13 protein-coding genes are annotated in these 16,351 nt (G+C 64.1%); 1 reads left to right on the top strand and 12 read right to left on the bottom strand.

Annotation, left to right across the window (positions count from 1 at the left end):
* Positions 1-110 precede the first annotated feature (110 nt).
* The 5 genes from ACQ4WO_RS01205 to ACQ4WO_RS01185 all read right to left on the bottom strand — a co-directional run bounded on the left by ACQ4WO_RS01205 (position 111) and on the right by ACQ4WO_RS01185 (position 6,289).
* Positions 111-3,062, bottom strand: a complete 2,952-nt coding sequence (locus tag ACQ4WO_RS01205; RefSeq protein ID WP_436479897.1) for a ribonucleoside-diphosphate reductase subunit alpha — start codon at positions 3,060-3,062, stop codon at positions 111-113.
* A gap of 391 nt (positions 3,063-3,453) precedes the next feature.
* Positions 3,454-4,065 carry a 1,6-anhydro-N-acetylmuramyl-L-alanine amidase AmpD gene (gene ampD / locus ACQ4WO_RS01200; protein WP_436480629.1) on the bottom strand — a complete coding sequence of 204 codons (612 nt, stop codon included), beginning with the start codon at positions 4,063-4,065 and terminating at the stop codon, positions 3,454-3,456.
* A complete protein-coding gene (locus ACQ4WO_RS01195; RefSeq protein WP_436479896.1) occupies positions 4,043-5,116 on the bottom strand; it encodes a sigma 54-interacting transcriptional regulator in 1,074 nt (357 codons plus the stop codon). Before ACQ4WO_RS01195 ends, ampD begins: the two co-directional genes overlap by 23 nt.
* Positions 5,117-5,228: 112 nt before the next feature.
* Positions 5,229-5,489: a PP0621 family protein gene (locus ACQ4WO_RS01190; RefSeq protein WP_034746591.1), complete on the bottom strand. Its 261-nt coding sequence runs from the start codon at positions 5,487-5,489 to the stop codon at positions 5,229-5,231.
* Positions 5,486-6,289: a cytochrome C assembly family protein gene (locus tag ACQ4WO_RS01185; protein ID WP_046684240.1), complete on the bottom strand. Its 804-nt coding sequence runs from the start codon at positions 6,287-6,289 to the stop codon at positions 5,486-5,488. Before ACQ4WO_RS01185 ends, ACQ4WO_RS01190 begins: the two co-directional genes overlap by 4 nt.
* Positions 6,290-6,622: 333 nt before the next feature.
* Here ACQ4WO_RS01185 and ACQ4WO_RS01180 point away from each other — a divergent pair, with 333 nt between their 5' ends.
* Positions 6,623-7,162, top strand: coding sequence for a hypothetical protein (locus ACQ4WO_RS01180; protein ID WP_128141910.1), 540 nt, complete (start codon positions 6,623-6,625; stop codon positions 7,160-7,162).
* A 68-nt stretch (positions 7,163-7,230) separates the two neighbouring features.
* Here ACQ4WO_RS01180 and ACQ4WO_RS01175 read toward each other — a convergent pair whose 3' ends face one another.
* From ACQ4WO_RS01175 to ACQ4WO_RS01145, 7 genes are all read right to left on the bottom strand, one after another.
* Entirely contained in the window at positions 7,231-8,160 is a 930-nt protein-coding gene (locus ACQ4WO_RS01175) for an ABC transporter substrate-binding protein (protein WP_436480628.1), read from the bottom strand.
* 212 nt (positions 8,161-8,372) lie between these two features.
* A complete protein-coding gene (locus ACQ4WO_RS01170) occupies positions 8,373-10,367 on the bottom strand; it encodes a MacB family efflux pump subunit (protein ID WP_436479895.1) in 1,995 nt (664 codons plus the stop codon).
* Positions 10,368-10,372: 5 nt separating this feature from the next.
* Positions 10,373-11,560 (bottom strand): efflux RND transporter periplasmic adaptor subunit, encoded by a 1,188-nt coding sequence (locus ACQ4WO_RS01165; RefSeq protein ID WP_436479894.1) that lies wholly within the window; start codon positions 11,558-11,560, stop codon positions 10,373-10,375.
* A 91-nt stretch (positions 11,561-11,651) separates the two neighbouring features.
* Positions 11,652-11,993, bottom strand: a complete 342-nt coding sequence (locus tag ACQ4WO_RS01160) for a DUF3325 domain-containing protein (protein ID WP_436479893.1) — start codon at positions 11,991-11,993, stop codon at positions 11,652-11,654.
* Positions 11,990-13,693, bottom strand: a complete 1,704-nt coding sequence (locus ACQ4WO_RS01155; protein ID WP_436479892.1) for a PepSY-associated TM helix domain-containing protein — start codon at positions 13,691-13,693, stop codon at positions 11,990-11,992. The genes ACQ4WO_RS01160 and ACQ4WO_RS01155 overlap by 4 nt, the downstream gene beginning before the upstream one ends.
* A complete protein-coding gene (locus ACQ4WO_RS01150) occupies positions 13,690-13,971 on the bottom strand; it encodes a hypothetical protein (RefSeq protein WP_436479891.1) in 282 nt (93 codons plus the stop codon). Before ACQ4WO_RS01150 ends, ACQ4WO_RS01155 begins: the two co-directional genes overlap by 4 nt.
* Positions 13,972-14,081: 110 nt before the next feature.
* Positions 14,082-16,280 (bottom strand): TonB-dependent siderophore receptor, encoded by a 2,199-nt coding sequence (locus ACQ4WO_RS01145; protein ID WP_436479890.1) that lies wholly within the window; start codon positions 16,278-16,280, stop codon positions 14,082-14,084.
* Positions 16,281-16,351 lie beyond the last annotated feature (71 nt).

The raw sequence follows: 16,351 nt of genomic DNA, 5'->3' as shown, positions 1-16,351 counted from the left end.
TCCTTTCCATGCCGGCGGGCCGGCGGTCCGCAACAGGCCCGTTGAATCGGACAATGCGGACATTGACAACATTGAATCAGCCCAGACGCTCTGGGCTGACAACTAAAATCTTACTGGCAGGCTTCGCACTCTTCGAAACCGTCATCACCTGGGCGCAGGTAGCAGGCTTCGCCATCGGCGTCGTCCGCTGCCGCTGCCACTACCGGCGCCACGGCTACAGCTGCTGCCGCCACGACCGCTGCCTGGGTGCTTTGCGCGCTGGCCGACATGCCGCCATCGACTGCCACGGCGTTCAGGGCACCCGTCTTGGAGGTCGATTTCTCCATGTGGGTAGCGGCGATGGTACGCAGGTAGTAGGTGGTTTTCAGGCCACGCAGCCATGCCAGCTTGTAGGTCTCGTCCAGTTTCTTGCCCGATGCGCCAGCCATGTAGATGTTCAGCGACTGGGCCTGGTCGATCCACTTCTGGCGACGCGAAGCCGCTTCCACGAGCCAGCTTGGCGACACTTCAAAGGCGGTGGCGTAGATGTCGCGCAGGTCTTGCGGGATGCGGTCGATCTTCACCAGCGAGCCGTCGAAGTACTTCAGGTCCGAGATCATGACTTCATCCCACAGGTCGCGCGCCTTCAGGTCGCGCACCAGGTAGCCGTTGATCTCGGTGAATTCGCCCGACAGGTTCGATTTCACGTACAGGTTCTGGAACGTCGGCTCGATACAGGCCGACACGCCGATGATGTTCGAAATCGTCGCCGTCGGGGCGATCGCCACGCAGTTCGAGTTGCGCATGCCGAACTTGGCGATGCGTTCGCGCACCGGGGTCCAGTCCATGGCCGACGAGGAATCGACTTCCAGATAGCCGCCGCGCTCTTCGGCCAGCAGTTTCACCGAATCCTGCGGCAGGATGCCACGGTCCCACAGCGAACCGGCGTACGACTCATAGCGGCCGCGCTCTTCGGCCAGTTCCGTCGACGCCAGGTAGGCGTAGTAGCAGACGGCTTCCATCGAGGTGTCGGCAAACGATACGGCGGCGTCCGAGGCGAACGGGATGCGCATCATGTGCAGGCAGTCCTGGAAGCCCATCACGCCCATGCCGACCGGACGGTGGCGCATGTTCGAATTGCGCGCCTTGTCGACGGCGTAGTAATTGATGTCGATGACGTTGTCAAGCATGCGCATGGCGGTGCGCACGGTCTTGGCCAGCTTGACGTGATCGAGCTTGCCTTCCTTCATGTGCGCCGGCATGTTGACGGAACCGAGGTTGCAGACGGCGATTTCGTCAGGGCCCGTGTTCAGCGTGATTTCCGTGCACAGGTTCGAGCTGTGCACGACGCCGACGTGCGACTGCGGGCTGCGGATGTTGCAAGGATCCTTGAACGTGATCCATGGGTGGCCCGTTTCAAACAGCATCGACAGCATCTTGCGCCACAGGTCCAGCGCGGCGATCTTTTTGAAGACGCGGATTTCGCCGGCGGCGGCCTTGGCTTCGTAGCCCAGGTAAGCCTGTTCAAAAGCCTTGCCGACCTTGTCGTGCAGGTCTGGCGTGTCCGATGGCGAGAACAGGGTCCAATCGCCTTTTTCCATGACGCGCTTCATGAACATGTCGGGAATCCAGTTTGCCGTGTTCATGTCGTGCGTGCGGCGGCGGTCGTCGCCAGTGTTCTTGCGCAGGTCGAGGAATTCCTCGATATCCATGTGCCAGGTTTCCAGGTAGGCGCAGACGGCGCCCTTGCGCTTGCCGCCCTGGTTGACTGCCACGGCCGTGTCGTTGACCACTTTCAGGAACGGCACCACGCCTTGCGACTTGCCGTTGGTGCCCTTGATGTGGGCGCCCAGGGCGCGCACTGGCGTCCAGTCGTTGCCCAGGCCGCCGGCAAACTTGGCCAGCAGCGCATTGTCCTTGATGGCGTCGTAGATGCCTTCCAGGTCATCGGAGACGGTGCTCAGGTAGCACGACGACAGCTGCGAGCGCAGGGTGCCCGAGTTGAACAGGGTCGGCGTCGAGCTCATGAAGTCGAACGAGGACAGCAGGCTGTAGAACTCGATGGCGCGCGCTTCGCGGTCCGCTTCGTTCAGCGCCAGGCCCATGGCCACGCGCATGTAGAACGCTTGCGGCATTTCGATGCGCACGTCCTGGATGTGCAGGAAGTAGCGGTCGTACAGGGTTTGCAGGCCGATGTAGCCGAATTGCAAGTCGCGGTCGGCCACGATGGCTTTCGCCAGGCGCTCCAGGTCGAAACTGGCAAGGACCGGGTTCAGCAGCTCAGCGGCGATACCCTTGGCAATGTATTGCGGGAAATACGTCAGGTATTCGGCGGCAGCGGCCGCTTGCGGCACTTCCTTGCCGAACACTTCCTTGCGCACCGTATGCAGCAGGATGCGGGCCGTGACCTGGCTGTAGGCCGGATCTTTTTCCATCAGCGCGCGCGCCGCCAGGATGGCCGACTTGTGCAGCTCTTCGACAGGCACGCCGTCGTACAGGTTTTTCACGGTTTCAGCCAGGATGGCGTCGGCATCGACGTGCTTTTCCAGGCCGGCGCAGGCGGCGTTGATCAGATCGCGCACTTCCTGCATGTCCAGCAGGCGGCGCACGCCGTTGTCGGTGACGTTCAGCTGGGGCGCGGTCACTTGCGCGGACGCGCCTTGCGCTTCCTTCTGCAGGCGGCGCTCTTCCATGTGCTTGGCGCGGTACAGCACGTAGGCACGCGCCACGTCGTGCTCGCCCGAACGCATCAACGACAGTTCCACCTGGTCTTGCACGTCTTCGATATGGAAGGTGCCGCCGCCCGGATGGCGGCGCACCAGCGCGGCGACGACGCCGTCCGTCAGTTGTTCCACCAGTTCGCGGATGCGTGCCGAGGCGGCGCCCTGGCCGCCGTTAACGGCCAAAAACGCCTTGGTCATGGCGATCGCGATCTTCGAAGGCTCAAATGCCACCACTGCGCCGTTGCGGCGGATGATGCGATAGTCGCCCAATGCCGCGCCCGTGCTCGCCACGCTGTTGGCCGCGCCTGGCGCTGGCGATACTGGCGTTGGATGGATGGAAATATCTTGTGGTGATTGCATTGAAGCTCCCGTTGTCAGCTAAAGTCAGCCTGCAGTTTTGCTGCCGCGTGTGTTGTTGAATAGAACGCCCGATGGTCAGGGTTTCTTCAGGTATTTGTTGCTAAATAGTAAATTCATAGTGCATAAAACAGCTCAGTATCCATCTCGCCACACCGCACTGCCCGGCTGGCGCGAAACACGATCAAGGGTGATAAACCGCCAGTTCCAGTGCTTTATCAGCAATCCGGGTAGCTTTGACAATAATTCTGAAAACGTCTGTGATGGCACTACATATAGTCTTTACATCCAACTTCTGCACTAATTGTAGTACCCATCGGAGGGTGATGCAATAGTTTTCCGGCATCCGTCGGCGTAATTTTTTGTATTTTCATATACGATTTCGGTTGACTTTTCAGGGTGTGGATGGAAAGCCCAATCCCCGCGAAGTAAGCGCTAACGCAGGCTGCCCGCGCAAGGTTTCCAGCCAGCATTTTTGATAAAAATACCAGTCAAAAAACGGCCCCGGATCCGTCTTCCTCCCCGGCGCGATATGCTCGTGGCCGCGCACTTGCGACAGCCCGTAGCGCGCCACCAGCGCCGCCGTCAGCGACGCCAGCACATGGTATTGCCGCCGCTGGAAGGGCACATCGTCCGCGCCTTCCATTTCGATACCGATGGAATAGCCATTGCATTGAGGGCGTCCTTCGAACATGGACGCGCCCGCATGCCAGGCACGTTGATCAGTAGAAACATATTGCAGCAGCGCACCATCGCGCCGCACAAAAAAGTGCGCCGACACCTGCAAGCCACGCAGGTCGGCGAAAGAAGGATCGGCATTATAATCTACCCGGCCCGTAAACAAGTCCGACACATGCGGTCCGCCAAAGTGGCCGCCCGGCAAGCTGATGTTATGGATCACCAGCAAGTCGACTTGCGTACCGTCCGGGCGCGCATCGTGGTGCGGCGAGTCATAGCGCAGCGCGCCGTCGCACCAGCCGTCTTCATCTATCGTCCATACGCTCATCAAGTAAAGCTTCCTGTATCGTCAATTTCTGCATGCGGTAACGCAACTGGCGCACGCTCAAGCCCAGCTGGCGGGCCGCCCGTGCCCGGTGGTAGCGCGCCTGCACCAGCGCCAGCATGATCATGTCGCGCTCGGCCTGGCGCAAATACACGTCGAGCGGCAGGACGGGGGCCACGCCAGGCGCCGCCATGCCGGGCAGGCACAGTTGCCGTTCCGGCAAGGCCGGCAATGCCGGTGCCGCCCGCAAAGGCATAGTGCCCGCCGTGGATGGCAAGGCCAGCCCGTCGAGCGCGATCACGCCGCCGTCGGCAAACGCCAGTGCCCGCTCCAGCACGTTTTCCAATTCGCGCACATTGCCGGGAAACGCATACGCGGCCAGGGCCGCCAGCACGGGCGGCGCCAGGCTCACGGCCCGGCGTGGCGACAGGCGCGCGAGGATCACCTCACATAATACCTGCAGATCGCCGCGCCGCTCGCGCAGCGGCGGCAGCGCCAGCTCGATCACATGCAGGCGGTAAAACAGGTCCTGGCGAAACGTGCCGGCGGCCACGCCGCGCGCCAGGCCATGCTGGCTCGCGCACAGGATGCGCACATCGACGGCTTCGTCGGTACTGCCGCCCAGCTTGCGTACGCGGCGCTCCTGCAGCACACGCAACAGTTTTACCTGCATGGCCAGCGGCAGATCGTCCACTTCGTCGAGCAGCAGACTGCCGCCATGGGCCGCCTGGAACAAACCCTGGCGCTCGTGCAGCGCGCCCGTATAGGCGCCCGGGCGGCAGCCGAAGAATTCCGCTTCCATCAGCGCTTCGGGAATGGCGCCGCAGTTGACGGCGATAAACGGGAAGCTGGCGCGCGCGCCCTGCGCATGGATGGCACGCGCCGCCAGTTCCTTGCCCGTGCCCGATTCGCCGCGGATGGCCACCGGCGCGCCACAGCCGGCGATGCGGCCGATCTGCGCGCGCAGCGCCTGCATGGGAAGCGAATTGCCGCTCAGTTGCGGCGCCGGCGGCATATCGGCGGCAGAATGCTGGCTGGGACTGGGACGGGACATGGAAGCGCGCCTTTCCGCAATGGCGGCGGCGAACCGCCTCTTGCAGATGCTACGCCGGACGGAGGCCGGAGGACGTTACGATACGGATGAGCAACGGCGCGCCGGCCTGCCCTTACAAGGTGGCGTGCGCGTGGCTGCAGTAATCGTGGCCCTTGGCCTGCACGTTCTCCGAGGCCGGATAGTACACGCCGCAATGGGCGCAGCACAGCATCAGCTCGGCATCAGGCAATTCCTGCGGCCGGCCGGGCGGCGCAAACGGATTCGGCTGCTGTTGCTGCTGCGCGCGGGCGCGCTGCTGCATGCCACGGATCTTGCTGCGGATAGCAAACAGCACCAGGAACACCAGCGCCAGCCAGAATAAAACACGTGTCATGCGAATCCTCGGTGTAAAACCACTTCCAGTACAAAACGGCTGCCGACATAGGCCAGCAGCAAGGTGGCGAAACCGGCCAGGGTAAAACTCAGGGCCGTCTTGCCGCGCCAGCCGCGAAAGCGGCGGCCTGCCAGCAGCGAGGCAAACAGCAGCCACGACAGCATGGTAAACACGGATTTGTGATCCCAGTTGAGGGCCTTGCCGAACAGTTGCTCAGAAAACACGATGCCCGACAGCACGGTCAGGCTGAGCAAAATAAAACCCAGGCCGATCATGCGGAACAGCAGTTTTTCCATCGTCAGCAGGGCTGGCAGCTGGTCCAGCGCCGTGCCGATGAAGCCGCGGCTTTCGCTGCGCGTGTGCAGACGCGATTCCTGCAGCGCCATCAGCACGGCGTGAAAGGCGGCAATCGTCAGGGTGCTGTAGGCGAGCACGGCCACGGCAATATGCCAGCCGAAGACGGCCGACTTGCCTTCCATGCTGACCTGGCTGCCAGGAAAGGCCCAGGCCAGGCCGATGGCGAGGACGGCGCTGGGCATGACCATGCGGCGCAATCCATCCAGGCTGAAATTGCGGTTCTCTATCCAGTAGGCGCCCACGGAAACCCACAGCGCGGCCGACAGCATGGCGGAAAAACCGAAGCGCAAGGTGCCCGGCGCCATCAGGTCGAACCACAAGGTAGCGGCGTGCGCCAGCCAGGCGACGCCGGTCAGGCCGGCAATGAGCCGGGCACGGGACGAGGGAAGCACCGCGCACGCCGCATACAACAGGGCGGCGATGAAAAAGAAATAGATCTGCATAGTTTAAGTTTACACCATAGCCGGCAAGCGCGATTCAAGCGACAGTATGGGCTGCAGGCAATTCGCCGCCAGCCGATACCGCAAGCCTGCCATGATATCGCGCCTCGGGCGCGGCGGGGTGGCGCACCCTCAAGATTTCGGCAATCTTTCCTGCGGCGCACCGCCGCCGCGTCACGGCCACGTTGCCATCTGGATGAGCCAGCCCTATAATTATGTCCATAGAGCAACAATCTTTCACTTTTCGCCACTCGCCCCCCCACCGCCATGTTTTCTTTCAAAAAAATTTCCTGGACCTTTCTCCTGCTGGCCGCGTGCACCGTATTAAGCGGCTGCATGAAAGATGCGCCCTCGCAATCCACGTACGAGGAGTATTTCCGCACGTCCATCCAAAGCTATGACCTGTACAAGGAGTACTTCGACATCGCGAAGCTGGAAAAGCTGAACGGCTGGAAAGAGAACGAACAGTACGAAATCAAGGGCTCGGCCGTGCTGCGCGCCAAGGTGGGCTACCTGGAATTGCTGGCCGACGTGGCCGACAAACTCGAGGCTGAGGCGAAAACGGACGGCACCGTGGGCATGACCATGGGCCTGGGCCTGATGGCGCGCGGCATGGGCGGAGAGAACAAGGTCTTCCGCGAATTCTGGGTGCAGCAGCTGGAAAAGAAGGCGATTCCCGCGCCGCTGCTGGCGCGCCAGGCGGCGATGACGGCCGAGCGTTTCGATAACCTGATGCAATGGTCAGACCAGCTCGTGCAAGACAATTACGGCGCCATCATCAGCCGCCAGTTGAAGAAAGGCGATGAGCTGACCCGCATCTACACGCTGAGCTTCCGCCAGACGGAAAAAGGCTGGATGGGTTTTAACGCCCGCTAAGGCCATTCCTCCACAAAAAAACCTCCGCGCCATCGCTGGTGCGGAGGTTTTTTTCATGGTTGCCTGATTTACTTCACGTTCAGGCTCTTTTTCGCCTGCTCCAGCAAGTCCGTCTTGACCCAGTCCTTGGCCACGGGCGGCTTCGTCATGCGGCCCACGCCCGTTTTCACCATCACGTCCGTGGTGATCTGGATATGCTCGGGCGAGATGTCATACGAATACGGCGAATTGCTGATCGCGTCGTCGAAGTCATCCTTCGTGATCTGGCCGCGGAACACGACTTCGCGCACATATTTTTCCGCCGTCGCCTTGTTGTCGATAAAGGTCTTGGTCGCTTCGACGAAGCAGCGCATGAATTTTTCCGCCACGGGACGGCGTTCCTTGTAGAACTTTTCCGTCATCACCATGGTCCGCACGGGCTCGCCGATCGGCGTGTCGTACGGTTTGATGACCTCGGTGCCAAAACCCTTGTTGATCGCCTGCGACGATTGCGGCTCGGACTGCATCATGGCGTCGATATTCTTGCCCATCAGCGCCTGGTTCAAGTCGGCGTAGGCGAGGAACACCAGTTGCACGTCCTTGCCCTTGGTTTCCGAATACGTCAGGCCCGCCTGCGACAGTTCGGCCAGCAGCAACACTTCCTGGATGCCGCCGCGCGTCACGCCCACGCGCTTGCCCTTGAGTTCCTTGACGCTGGTGATCTTTTGCCCCGCCCCGCCCACCAGGCGCGCGCCGCCCTTGGCAAAGCCGGCCACCACGTAGATCGGCGCGCCGCCGGCGCGGCCGGAAATGGCTGCTTCGGACGCCGTCGCGCCCACGTCCAGCTCGCCCGCGATGATCGCCTGCATCACGTCGAGCCCCTTGGCGAAGATATGCTCTTCGACCTTGATGCCGCACTTGGGCGCGATTTCCTTGATGTAGGACACGGCACCGTAATGGGCGAATTTCAAATTACCCAGGCGCACGACTTCCTGCGCCTGCGCCTGGGCGGCGCCCATGCCGAAGGCCAGCACGAGGGCGGCGGCGATACCGGTCTTCAGGGTTGATTTTTTCTGCATCGGGTTCTCCTGTGGTGGTTGGTGTGTGCCCGCAAGGGCAAAACTACGCGAAACACTGCTTTTATTATCAGGAGATAGTACCGCGTGCTGGAGCCAGGGCAACATTTTTTTGCCGGCAGCCACGCTGCCGGCGTTGTTATTACTGCCTGTTATTACTGTCCCGCCAGCGCCACCACCGGATCGAGTCCCGACGCCTTGCGCGCCGGCATGAAGCCAAACACCAGCCCCGTCACCACGGCGCAGGCAAACGCGCCGGCGATGGCGCTCAGGGAAAAGATCACCGGCACGTCCCATACCAGCAGCAAGCCGGCCACCGTCACGCCGACCACGATGCCGGCCACGCCGCCCACCACCGACACCAGCACGGCTTCGGTGAGGAACTGGCGCAGGATATCGCGCCGGCGCGCGCCCGTCGCCATGCGGATGCCGATTTCGCGCGTGCGCTCGCGCACCGTCATCAGCATCACGTTCATGACGCCGATGCCGCCCACCACCAGCGAGACGGCAGCGATCAGGCTGAGCATCATGGTCATGTTGTCCTGCGTCTTGGCTTCGGCGGCGATCGACGCGGCCGCGTTGCTGATGCCGTAGTCGCGGATGCGGTGGCGCTCGAACATGGTGGCGTCGACGGCCGCCTCCACCTCCGTCACGCGCTTGACGTCGTCCACCGCCATCACCGTGTAGGTGGGCTCGCGCTGGCCGAAGACGCGGATGCCGGCCGTGGAAAACGGCAGCAGCAGCACGTCGTCTTCATCCTTCTCGCCCGTCAGCGCGCCTTTCGCGCTCATCACGCCGATCACCTGGAACGGCACGTTGCCGATCAGGATGCTCTGCCCGACGGGATTGGGCACGTCGGGCATCAGCTTTTCGGCCAGGCGCGCACCCAGCACGGCCACGGTCGCCATCTCGCGCTCGTCTTCCTCGGTAAAGAAGCCGCCCTTGGCCACGGGCCAGGTCTGGATCTGCGGCAGGGTCGGTCCCGTGCCGCGCACATAGGTCTGCACGTCGAGGTTGCCGTGGCGTATCACCTTGTTGCCCGTGACGTTAGGCAGCACGTGGGAAATGCCCGGCACGTCCTTGAGCGCATCGAGGTCGGCCAGGGTGATGCTGCGCCCGGGAATGCGCGAGCTTTCGCCGCGCGACGCCATGTACAGCAGATTCGAGCCGAACGCCCCCAGCTGCGCCATCACCTGCTGGCGCGTGCCCAGGCCGATGGCCAGCATGACGATCACGGAAGCGACGCCGATGACGATGCCCAGCAGGGTCAAGCCCGTGCGGAAGCGGTTGATCCACAGCACGCGCCATGCCGCGCGGGCCGCGTCGAGCAACTCCGTGCCCAGCGACGCGCCTGTGTCGTGGGCGGCGCGCGACATGTCCAGCGGCGGCAGGGCCGTCGACGTGGCGGGAATGGCGATGGCACCCGAATCTTCGACGATTTCGCCATCGCTGATCTCGATCACGCGGCGCGCCTGGGCCGCCACCTTGCGGTCATGCGTAATGAGGATGATGGTGTGGCCCGCGTCGGCCAGTTCGCCCAGCAGGGCCATGACTTCGGCGCCGCTGCCGCTATCTAACGCCCCCGTCGGTTCATCGGCGAGGATAATGCGCCCGCCATTCATCAGGGCGCGCGCGATCGACACACGCTGCTGCTGCCCGCCCGACAATTGATTCGGCCGATGATCCAAACGTTCACCGAGACCCAGGCGCTTGAGCAGCGCTGCGGAACGCGCATGGCGGGCCGCTGCCGGCATGCCCGCGTACAGGGCCGGCACTTCCACGTTTTCGCGCGCCGATTCCGTGGCGATCAGGTGATACCCCTGGAAGACGAAACCGAACGCTTCGCGCCGCAGCCACGCCAGTTCATCGGGGTTCAGGCTGGCCACGTCCTGGCCGGCGAAGCGGTACGTGCCGTCGCTGGGCCTGTCCAGGCATCCCAGCAAATGCATGAGGGTCGACTTGCCGGAACCGGACGCGCCGACGATGGCGACGAATTCGCCGGCGCCAATCGACAAGGTCAGGCCGCGCAGCACTTCCACGGCCGGCGCGCCATCGTGGCCGCCGTAGCGCTTGCGGATGCCGGCAAGTTCAATCAATGGCGCCGGCTGGTCAGGTTCTCCTGCTTGTCCCAGCGACCTGGCCTCGCTCATCGCGCTCACAGCTGGAACCTGCTGGCGCCGCTGTTCGATGGCTGCTCGCCCGTGACCAGCAATTCGCCTTCGCGCAAGCCTTGCAGCACTTCCGCGCTGAGGCGGTTGCGCACGCCGACGGTGACGGCGCGCGTATCGACCTTGCCGTCCGCATCCATCACGCGGGCCGTGAACTGCCCCGGCTTGGCGCCTTCTTCGGTCGACGGTTTCAGGGCCGGCAAGGGCACGGCCAGCACATTGTTCGCCGCGGCCGTGACAAACACCACCTGCGCCGTCATCTGCGGCATCAGTTCGCCATCGGCGTTATCGACGTCGAACAGCACTGTATACAAGATCACCTTGCTGGTCGACGGCGCCAGGGCCGTGCCGGCGGCGGAACCGCCGGGCACTGGCGGCGCCGGCAGCACTTGGCGCACCTTGCCGCTCCAGCGCCGCTGGTCGCCGCCCAGAGTGGTGAAGTACACGGGCATGTCCGGTCGCACGCGGCGCACGTCCGCTTCCGACACTTCCGTCCACACCGTCATGGCCGACAAATCAGCGATGCGCAGGATGTTCGGCGTCTGGTACGTGGCGTTCAGGGTCTGCCCTTCCTTCGCGTCCAGTCCCACCACCTTGCCGGACATCGGCGCATAGATGCGCGTGTAGCCGAGGCGCGCCTCGTCCGCCTTCAGGCTGGCCTGAGTCTGGTCGATCTGCGCCTTCAGGTGGTCGATCTTGGCGCCGGCCGAGGCCAGGGTGGCTTCAGCCGTTTCCAGGTCGGCCAGCGGTGTCGAATCGAACTTGGCCATCTGCTTCTGGCGCACGTGCTGCTGGCCCGCCAGCCGGTGCTGCGCCTGCTGGTCGGCCAGCTGCGCGCGCAAGCCCGCCAGCGCGGCGCGGCCCGCATCGACCGTGGCTTGCTGCACGCTGGGGTCGATCTCGGCCAGCAGCTGGCCTTTATCGACGTCGCTGCCCGGCTGCACGTGCAAGCGCGTGATCTGGCCCGACACCTGCGCGCCCACGTCGACATAGGTTTGCGGCTGCAGGGTGCCGATGGCCGTGACGCTGGCTTCGATATTGCCGCGCTTGACGGGCGCCGTGTCGAACACGGTTTTCGGGCCGCGCGTGGCCCATAGGGCGCCGGCGCCGAACAGCGCCAGCAAGACCACGCCGCCCAGGATGCGGGCGCGGCGTGAAGGCAGGCGGGCCGCCATCAGGCAGCCGCTTTCAATACATTCAAAACATCAATCGGTGTCGCCAAACGTGAAAAGTGCATCGGTCTATCCTTGAAAATGGCGGTGAATATCACCGCAGGAACGTCACAAGACCTGCCAGCGCGGCGACGGCTGCCAGCAGGGAACTACGAAACAGCAAGCGGGGCGCATACGGCAGCAGCAGGGCCACCAGCAGCGCGCCGGCCGATATGAAGCCGAGCCAGGCGACGACGCCGACGGTGGCGCTCCAGCCGGCTACGCAGGGCCAGATGGCCAGCGCCAGCAACACCGCGCCCGCCAGCTGCAGCGCGCGCCGCACGTTCGGCGCCGCGTCCCTGCCCCAGACCTGGCCATGGTGGCGGTCCATCGCCAAGGAGAGGCTGGCCATGCCCGCATACGACAGGCCCAGCGCGCACAGGATGGTATGGATCATGACTGTCCTTCCGTAGTGACGTGCAGGCTGGCCGAGGGCGCGGCGCTTTCCCTGGCGGCGGCCTTGCTGGCCGGTTTTTCCTTGCGCTTGTGGACTTTCCACGCGCCCCAGGCGGCCAGCAGGCCGAAGGCCATGCTGCACAGTTCCACGCCGGCGCTTTCCCAGTCGCCGCGCGCGACCTGCGCCGCCATGTTGTCGCCGGTGCTCAGTACATTGAGCACCGGCAGCAGCAGGCACAGGGCCGCCAGCAAGCCCAGTTGCTCGATCCACGCGCGCTTTTCCACGCGCAGGCAGGCATGCGCCAGCATCACAAACCACACGCCGAAGAAGGCGCGCAATTCCCAGCCGGCGCGGTGCTCGATGCCGACGGGAATCAGGCGGTTGGCCCACAGGAAGCCCACGCAGGCGATGGACAGGCCGGCAATCGCCGCCACGTTCAGGCATGCGACGGTGCGGTACACGCGCTGCGTGTAGGCGCCGAACTCGCCGCCGGACTTCTGGCGGCGCTTGACCATGAAGAGGATGGCGCCCGTGCCCATCATGGCCGTGCCGGCCAGGCCGCAGAAGAAATACAGCCAGCGCATCGGCGTGCCGCCGAAGCCCGCCATGTGCAGGTTCGACATGACGGCGCGCGTCAGGCCCGCGCCGCCCGTGTCCGACTCGCCGGGACGGCGCAAGGCGACCTGTTCGCCCGTGGCCAGCGCATAGCAGGCCCTGCCCGTGTTGGCGCTGATGCGTTCCATCGTGTCCGTCTCTTCATTCCAGCCGTACATGCACACGCGCATGGAGGCGTCATTCGGGTTATCCAGCACCACGGCGCGGATTTCCTGGCCGATGGCCTGCTCGGCGCGCAGCGTGAACGATTCCAGCGCGGGAATGGCCAGCGGCTGGCCTGTCTTCGCGGGCTTGCCCACATCGTTCCAGTCGGCCAGGAAGGCTTTCTTGGCGTTGTCCATGCCGTATTGCGCCACCACGGGGGCCGGCACATAGTCATCGCTGAAGAACGCCAGCCCCGTGTAGGCGATCATGAACTGGAACGGCAGCGTCAGCACGGCCACCGCGTTGTGCGCGTCGAGCCACGAACGCTGGCCCTTGGCCGGGCGGAAGGTGAAGAAATCCTTGAAGATGCGCTTGTGCGTGATGACGCCGCTCACCAGCGCCACCAGCATGATCATGGTGGTGATGGCGACGACCCACACGCCGATGCGTCCCGCGTGCAGCTCGTAGTGAAAATCGACGAAATGGTGGCCGCCGATGGTTTCGCGCTCCGTTGCCTCGCGCGCATGTTCGATGACGGCGCCCGTCAGCGGATCGAGGTCCGCCGAGCCATAGCCGCCGGCGGGCTGGAACCAGTAGGCGGACAGGCCGTGGCCGGGACGCTGCACGGGCCAGATTTCCCACATGTCCGCCTTCGGGTGTTCCTTCGCCATGAAGTCGAGCGCCAGTTCCAGGCGGTGCCCACGGTCCGTGACCTTCGGCAGCGGCGGATCGTTCGCATGCGCCGCCTCTTCCAGTGCATGTTCGGGCGTCATCCAGTGGGTGATCGGTTCGTCGAAGACGGCCAGGGTGCCGGTCAGGAAAATGGCAAACAGCAGCCAGGAAATCCACAGCCCGCTCCATGTATGCAGCCAGGCCATGGCCTGGCGCAAGCCGCCCTGCTGCGGCGTCTTGGCCACTTTGTCTACCTTGACGGCGTTCATGCGGCACCCCGCGACAGCAGCATGCCGATGCCGCCGCAGGCGAGGGCCGGCAGCAGCATGCCGAGCCAGGCGCGGCGCAGGTCCTGCACGGCAAAGACCCAGATGACGGCGCAGGTATAGACGACGAAGGCGCTCAGGGTAGCCGTCAGCACGGCTTCGGCGCGCGACAGCGGCAGCACGGCCGCCAGCAGCACGGCCACGCCGGACGTCAGTGCATAGCCGCCAAAGATGGCGGCGAGCACGCGCGAGAACAACATCATGTGGGCCGATTTCATCATCGCGGCGCTCCCTGTGGCATACGCTGGCTCACACCGTCGCGGGCCAGATTCAACTGCACTTCCATAAGCCATGCATCCTTCATCAAGATAGATCATTCAAAAGCGGTTGTTTACAGTTTGTAGTTCAAGGTCAGCATCAGGTTGCGCGGCGCGCCTACCATGTTGCCGAAGACATCGGAATAGATGCTCTGGTAATAGTGCTTGTCGAGCGCATTGTTCACGTTCAGGCGCAGCTCGGCGCGGCTGTCGATCTGCCACGCCGCGTTCAAGCCCACGATCGCGTAGCGGCCCTGGCGCAGATGGTAGGTGCCTTCCTTCGACTCGGTCGCGCCCTGCCCGTACACGGAAGCGCCGACGCGCCAGCCCTGCGCCGCGCCGGACAGGCGGTAGCTGGTGGCCAGCTTGAGCTGCTGGCGCGGATAGCGGCTGTTGAAGTCCTTGCCGACATTGGCCGGGTCGCTGTCGCGCTTGAATTGCGCCTTCACATAGGTAAAACCGGCCGACAGCTGCCAGTCGGGCGTCAGCGCGCCCGCCACGTCCAGCTCCACGCCTTCGCTGCGCACTTCGCCCGACGCGCGCTGGCAATAGCCCCAGGTGCTGCCGGGGCAGGGATCCGGGCCGGCCAGGTCGTCCACGCCCCGGTTTTGCTGGCGGATCTGGAACACGGCCGCGCTGGCATTGAGGGCGCCGCCGAAGTATTCGCCCTTCACGCCCGCTTCATAGTTGGTGCCGCTGATCGGCTTCAATGGCTGCGCATTGGCGTCGGTGGCCGCTTGCGGCTGGAAGATTTCGGTCCAGCTGGCGTACACGGAATGCTGCTTGTCGAGGTCATACACGACGCCGGCGTACGGCGTGAATTCGCGCGCCACCGAGTAGCCGGCATCGTCCTTGTACCAGCTCACGCGCCCGCCCAGCACCAGCGACAGCGGCTCGGCCAGGCGCATGCGCGTGCCCGCATACACGCCGCTTTGTTCGGTGATGCTGGCCGTGCCCCACTGCGCGTAATTGATGACGGGACGCGCCACGCTGCCCGCATCCCAGTTGAACGGGTCGAGCACCGGCGCCGCCGCGCCCCAGCTGTACGGCGCCCAGCCGCCATAGCTGTTTTTCGACGAACGGCGGTGGCTGGCGCCGACGGTCAGCTCGTGCTCGCGGCCGAACAGGCTGTAGCTGCCGCTCGCATAGGCGTCATAGCTGGTGTTGGCCAGCTCGGCGCGGTAGCTTTGCGAATTGAAGCGCAGGGTGTCGCCGCGGCGGTTGATGCCGGAAAACGTCGTGTCGATCTCGGGCGTCTTGCGCGTGGCTGCCAGCTTGGCCTTCCAGCCATTGGCAAAGCGGTGTTCCAGTTCGGCGAAGATGGTTTTATCCGTCTGGCGCCAGCCATCGAAGTCGCTGCCCAGGTAAGTCGAGCGGGGCAAATCCAAAAAGCGGCCGTCCGCGGCCGTCACCACGCCCGTCGAGACGCCGTCGTTGTCCGTCTTGCGGTAATGCGCGCCCACCGTCAAGGTGGTGTCGGGGCGCAGGTCCGCTTCGATGATGCCGTACAGCTGGTGGTTGCGGCCATGCAGCACGTCGACAAAATCCTTCTTGTCCTGCACCGTCACGACGATGCGCCCGCGCAGGGTCTTCGCTTCGTTGAGCGCGTTGGCCGCATCGGCTTCCAAGCGGTAGTTGCTCCAGCTGCCCACGCTGGCCGAGAATGACGCTTGCGGCGTGGCCGTCGGACGCTTGCGCACCATGTTGATCGCCGCGCTGGGCGTGCCGCTGCCCGTCATCAAGCCCGTGGCGCCGCGCACCACTTCGATGCGGTCGTAGATGGCCAGGTCGTCATTGTCGCCATTGAAGGTGCCGTTCGCGCCCAGGCTGGTAGGCAAGCCATCGAACAGGATGTTATCGATTGGAAAGCCGCGTGCGCTGAAACTGCCCGAATCGCCCGTGAAGTTGCCCTTTTGCATGACCAGTCCCGTGATCGACTGCACGGCGTCGTCCAGGGTCGTGATGCCCAGGTCGTCGATCTGCTGGCGCGTCAGCACGCTGACCGACTGCGGCGTTTCGCGCAGAGACAGGTTCAGCTTGGTTGCCGTATTGCTCACGCCCGTCGTATACGAGCCGCTGCCTTCCGTTGTCGCATCGCGCCCCGCCGTGACGGACACGCCGAGCATGGTCTGTTCGGCGGCGGGAGCGGCTGGCGCCTGCTGCGCGATGGCCGGCAGGCTGGCGGCCAGGCACAGGGCCGCAGCCGCTTGCGCCAGCGGACGCAGTGCGGAATGAGGAGATGGCAAACTGACAAAGTTCAAAGCGCGAGACATGCAAGTTCCTGATAGTGGTGGCGTCATCAGACGGTGAAAAACAGGCGCCCTACTCTGTAGGTGCCGCGAAA

The organism is Janthinobacterium aestuarii (genome assembly GCF_051380835.1).
In the GTDB taxonomy this organism is placed as follows: domain Bacteria; phylum Pseudomonadota; class Gammaproteobacteria; order Burkholderiales; family Burkholderiaceae_D; genus Janthinobacterium; species Janthinobacterium aestuarii.
The sequence above is the reverse complement of the archived record's forward strand: the minus strand, read 5'-3'. Positions and strand labels throughout refer to the sequence as shown.

Excerpts from the sequence above, each read along its gene's own strand:
- ACQ4WO_RS01175 (WP_436480628.1), bottom strand. The coding sequence starts at position 8,160 with ATGGGCGCCGCCCAGGCGCAGGCGCAGGAAGTCGTGCGCCTGGGTAAT.
- ACQ4WO_RS01145 (WP_436479890.1), bottom strand. The coding sequence starts at position 16,280 with ATGTCTCGCGCTTTGAACTTTGTCAGTTTGCCATCTCCTCATTCCGCA.
- ACQ4WO_RS01160 (WP_436479893.1), bottom strand. The coding sequence starts at position 11,993 with ATGATCCATACCATCCTGTGCGCGCTGGGCCTGTCGTATGCGGGCATG.
- ACQ4WO_RS01170 (WP_436479895.1), bottom strand. The coding sequence starts at position 10,367 with ATGAGCGAGGCCAGGTCGCTGGGACAAGCAGGAGAACCTGACCAGCCG.
- ampD (WP_436480629.1), bottom strand. The coding sequence starts at position 4,065 with ATGAGCGTATGGACGATAGATGAAGACGGCTGGTGCGACGGCGCGCTG.
- ACQ4WO_RS01180 (WP_128141910.1), top strand. The coding sequence starts at position 6,623 with ATGAAAGATGCGCCCTCGCAATCCACGTACGAGGAGTATTTCCGCACG.
- ACQ4WO_RS01155 (WP_436479892.1), bottom strand. The coding sequence starts at position 13,693 with ATGAACGCCGTCAAGGTAGACAAAGTGGCCAAGACGCCGCAGCAGGGC.
- ACQ4WO_RS01190 (WP_034746591.1), bottom strand. The coding sequence starts at position 5,489 with ATGACACGTGTTTTATTCTGGCTGGCGCTGGTGTTCCTGGTGCTGTTT.
- ACQ4WO_RS01205 (WP_436479897.1), bottom strand. The coding sequence starts at position 3,062 with ATGCAATCACCACAAGATATTTCCATCCATCCAACGCCAGTATCGCCA.
- ACQ4WO_RS01165 (WP_436479894.1), bottom strand. The coding sequence starts at position 11,560 with ATGGCGGCCCGCCTGCCTTCACGCCGCGCCCGCATCCTGGGCGGCGTG.
- ACQ4WO_RS01195 (WP_436479896.1), bottom strand. The coding sequence starts at position 5,116 with ATGTCCCGTCCCAGTCCCAGCCAGCATTCTGCCGCCGATATGCCGCCG.
- ACQ4WO_RS01185 (WP_046684240.1), bottom strand. The coding sequence starts at position 6,289 with ATGCAGATCTATTTCTTTTTCATCGCCGCCCTGTTGTATGCGGCGTGC.
- ACQ4WO_RS01150 (WP_436479891.1), bottom strand. The coding sequence starts at position 13,971 with ATGATGAAATCGGCCCACATGATGTTGTTCTCGCGCGTGCTCGCCGCC.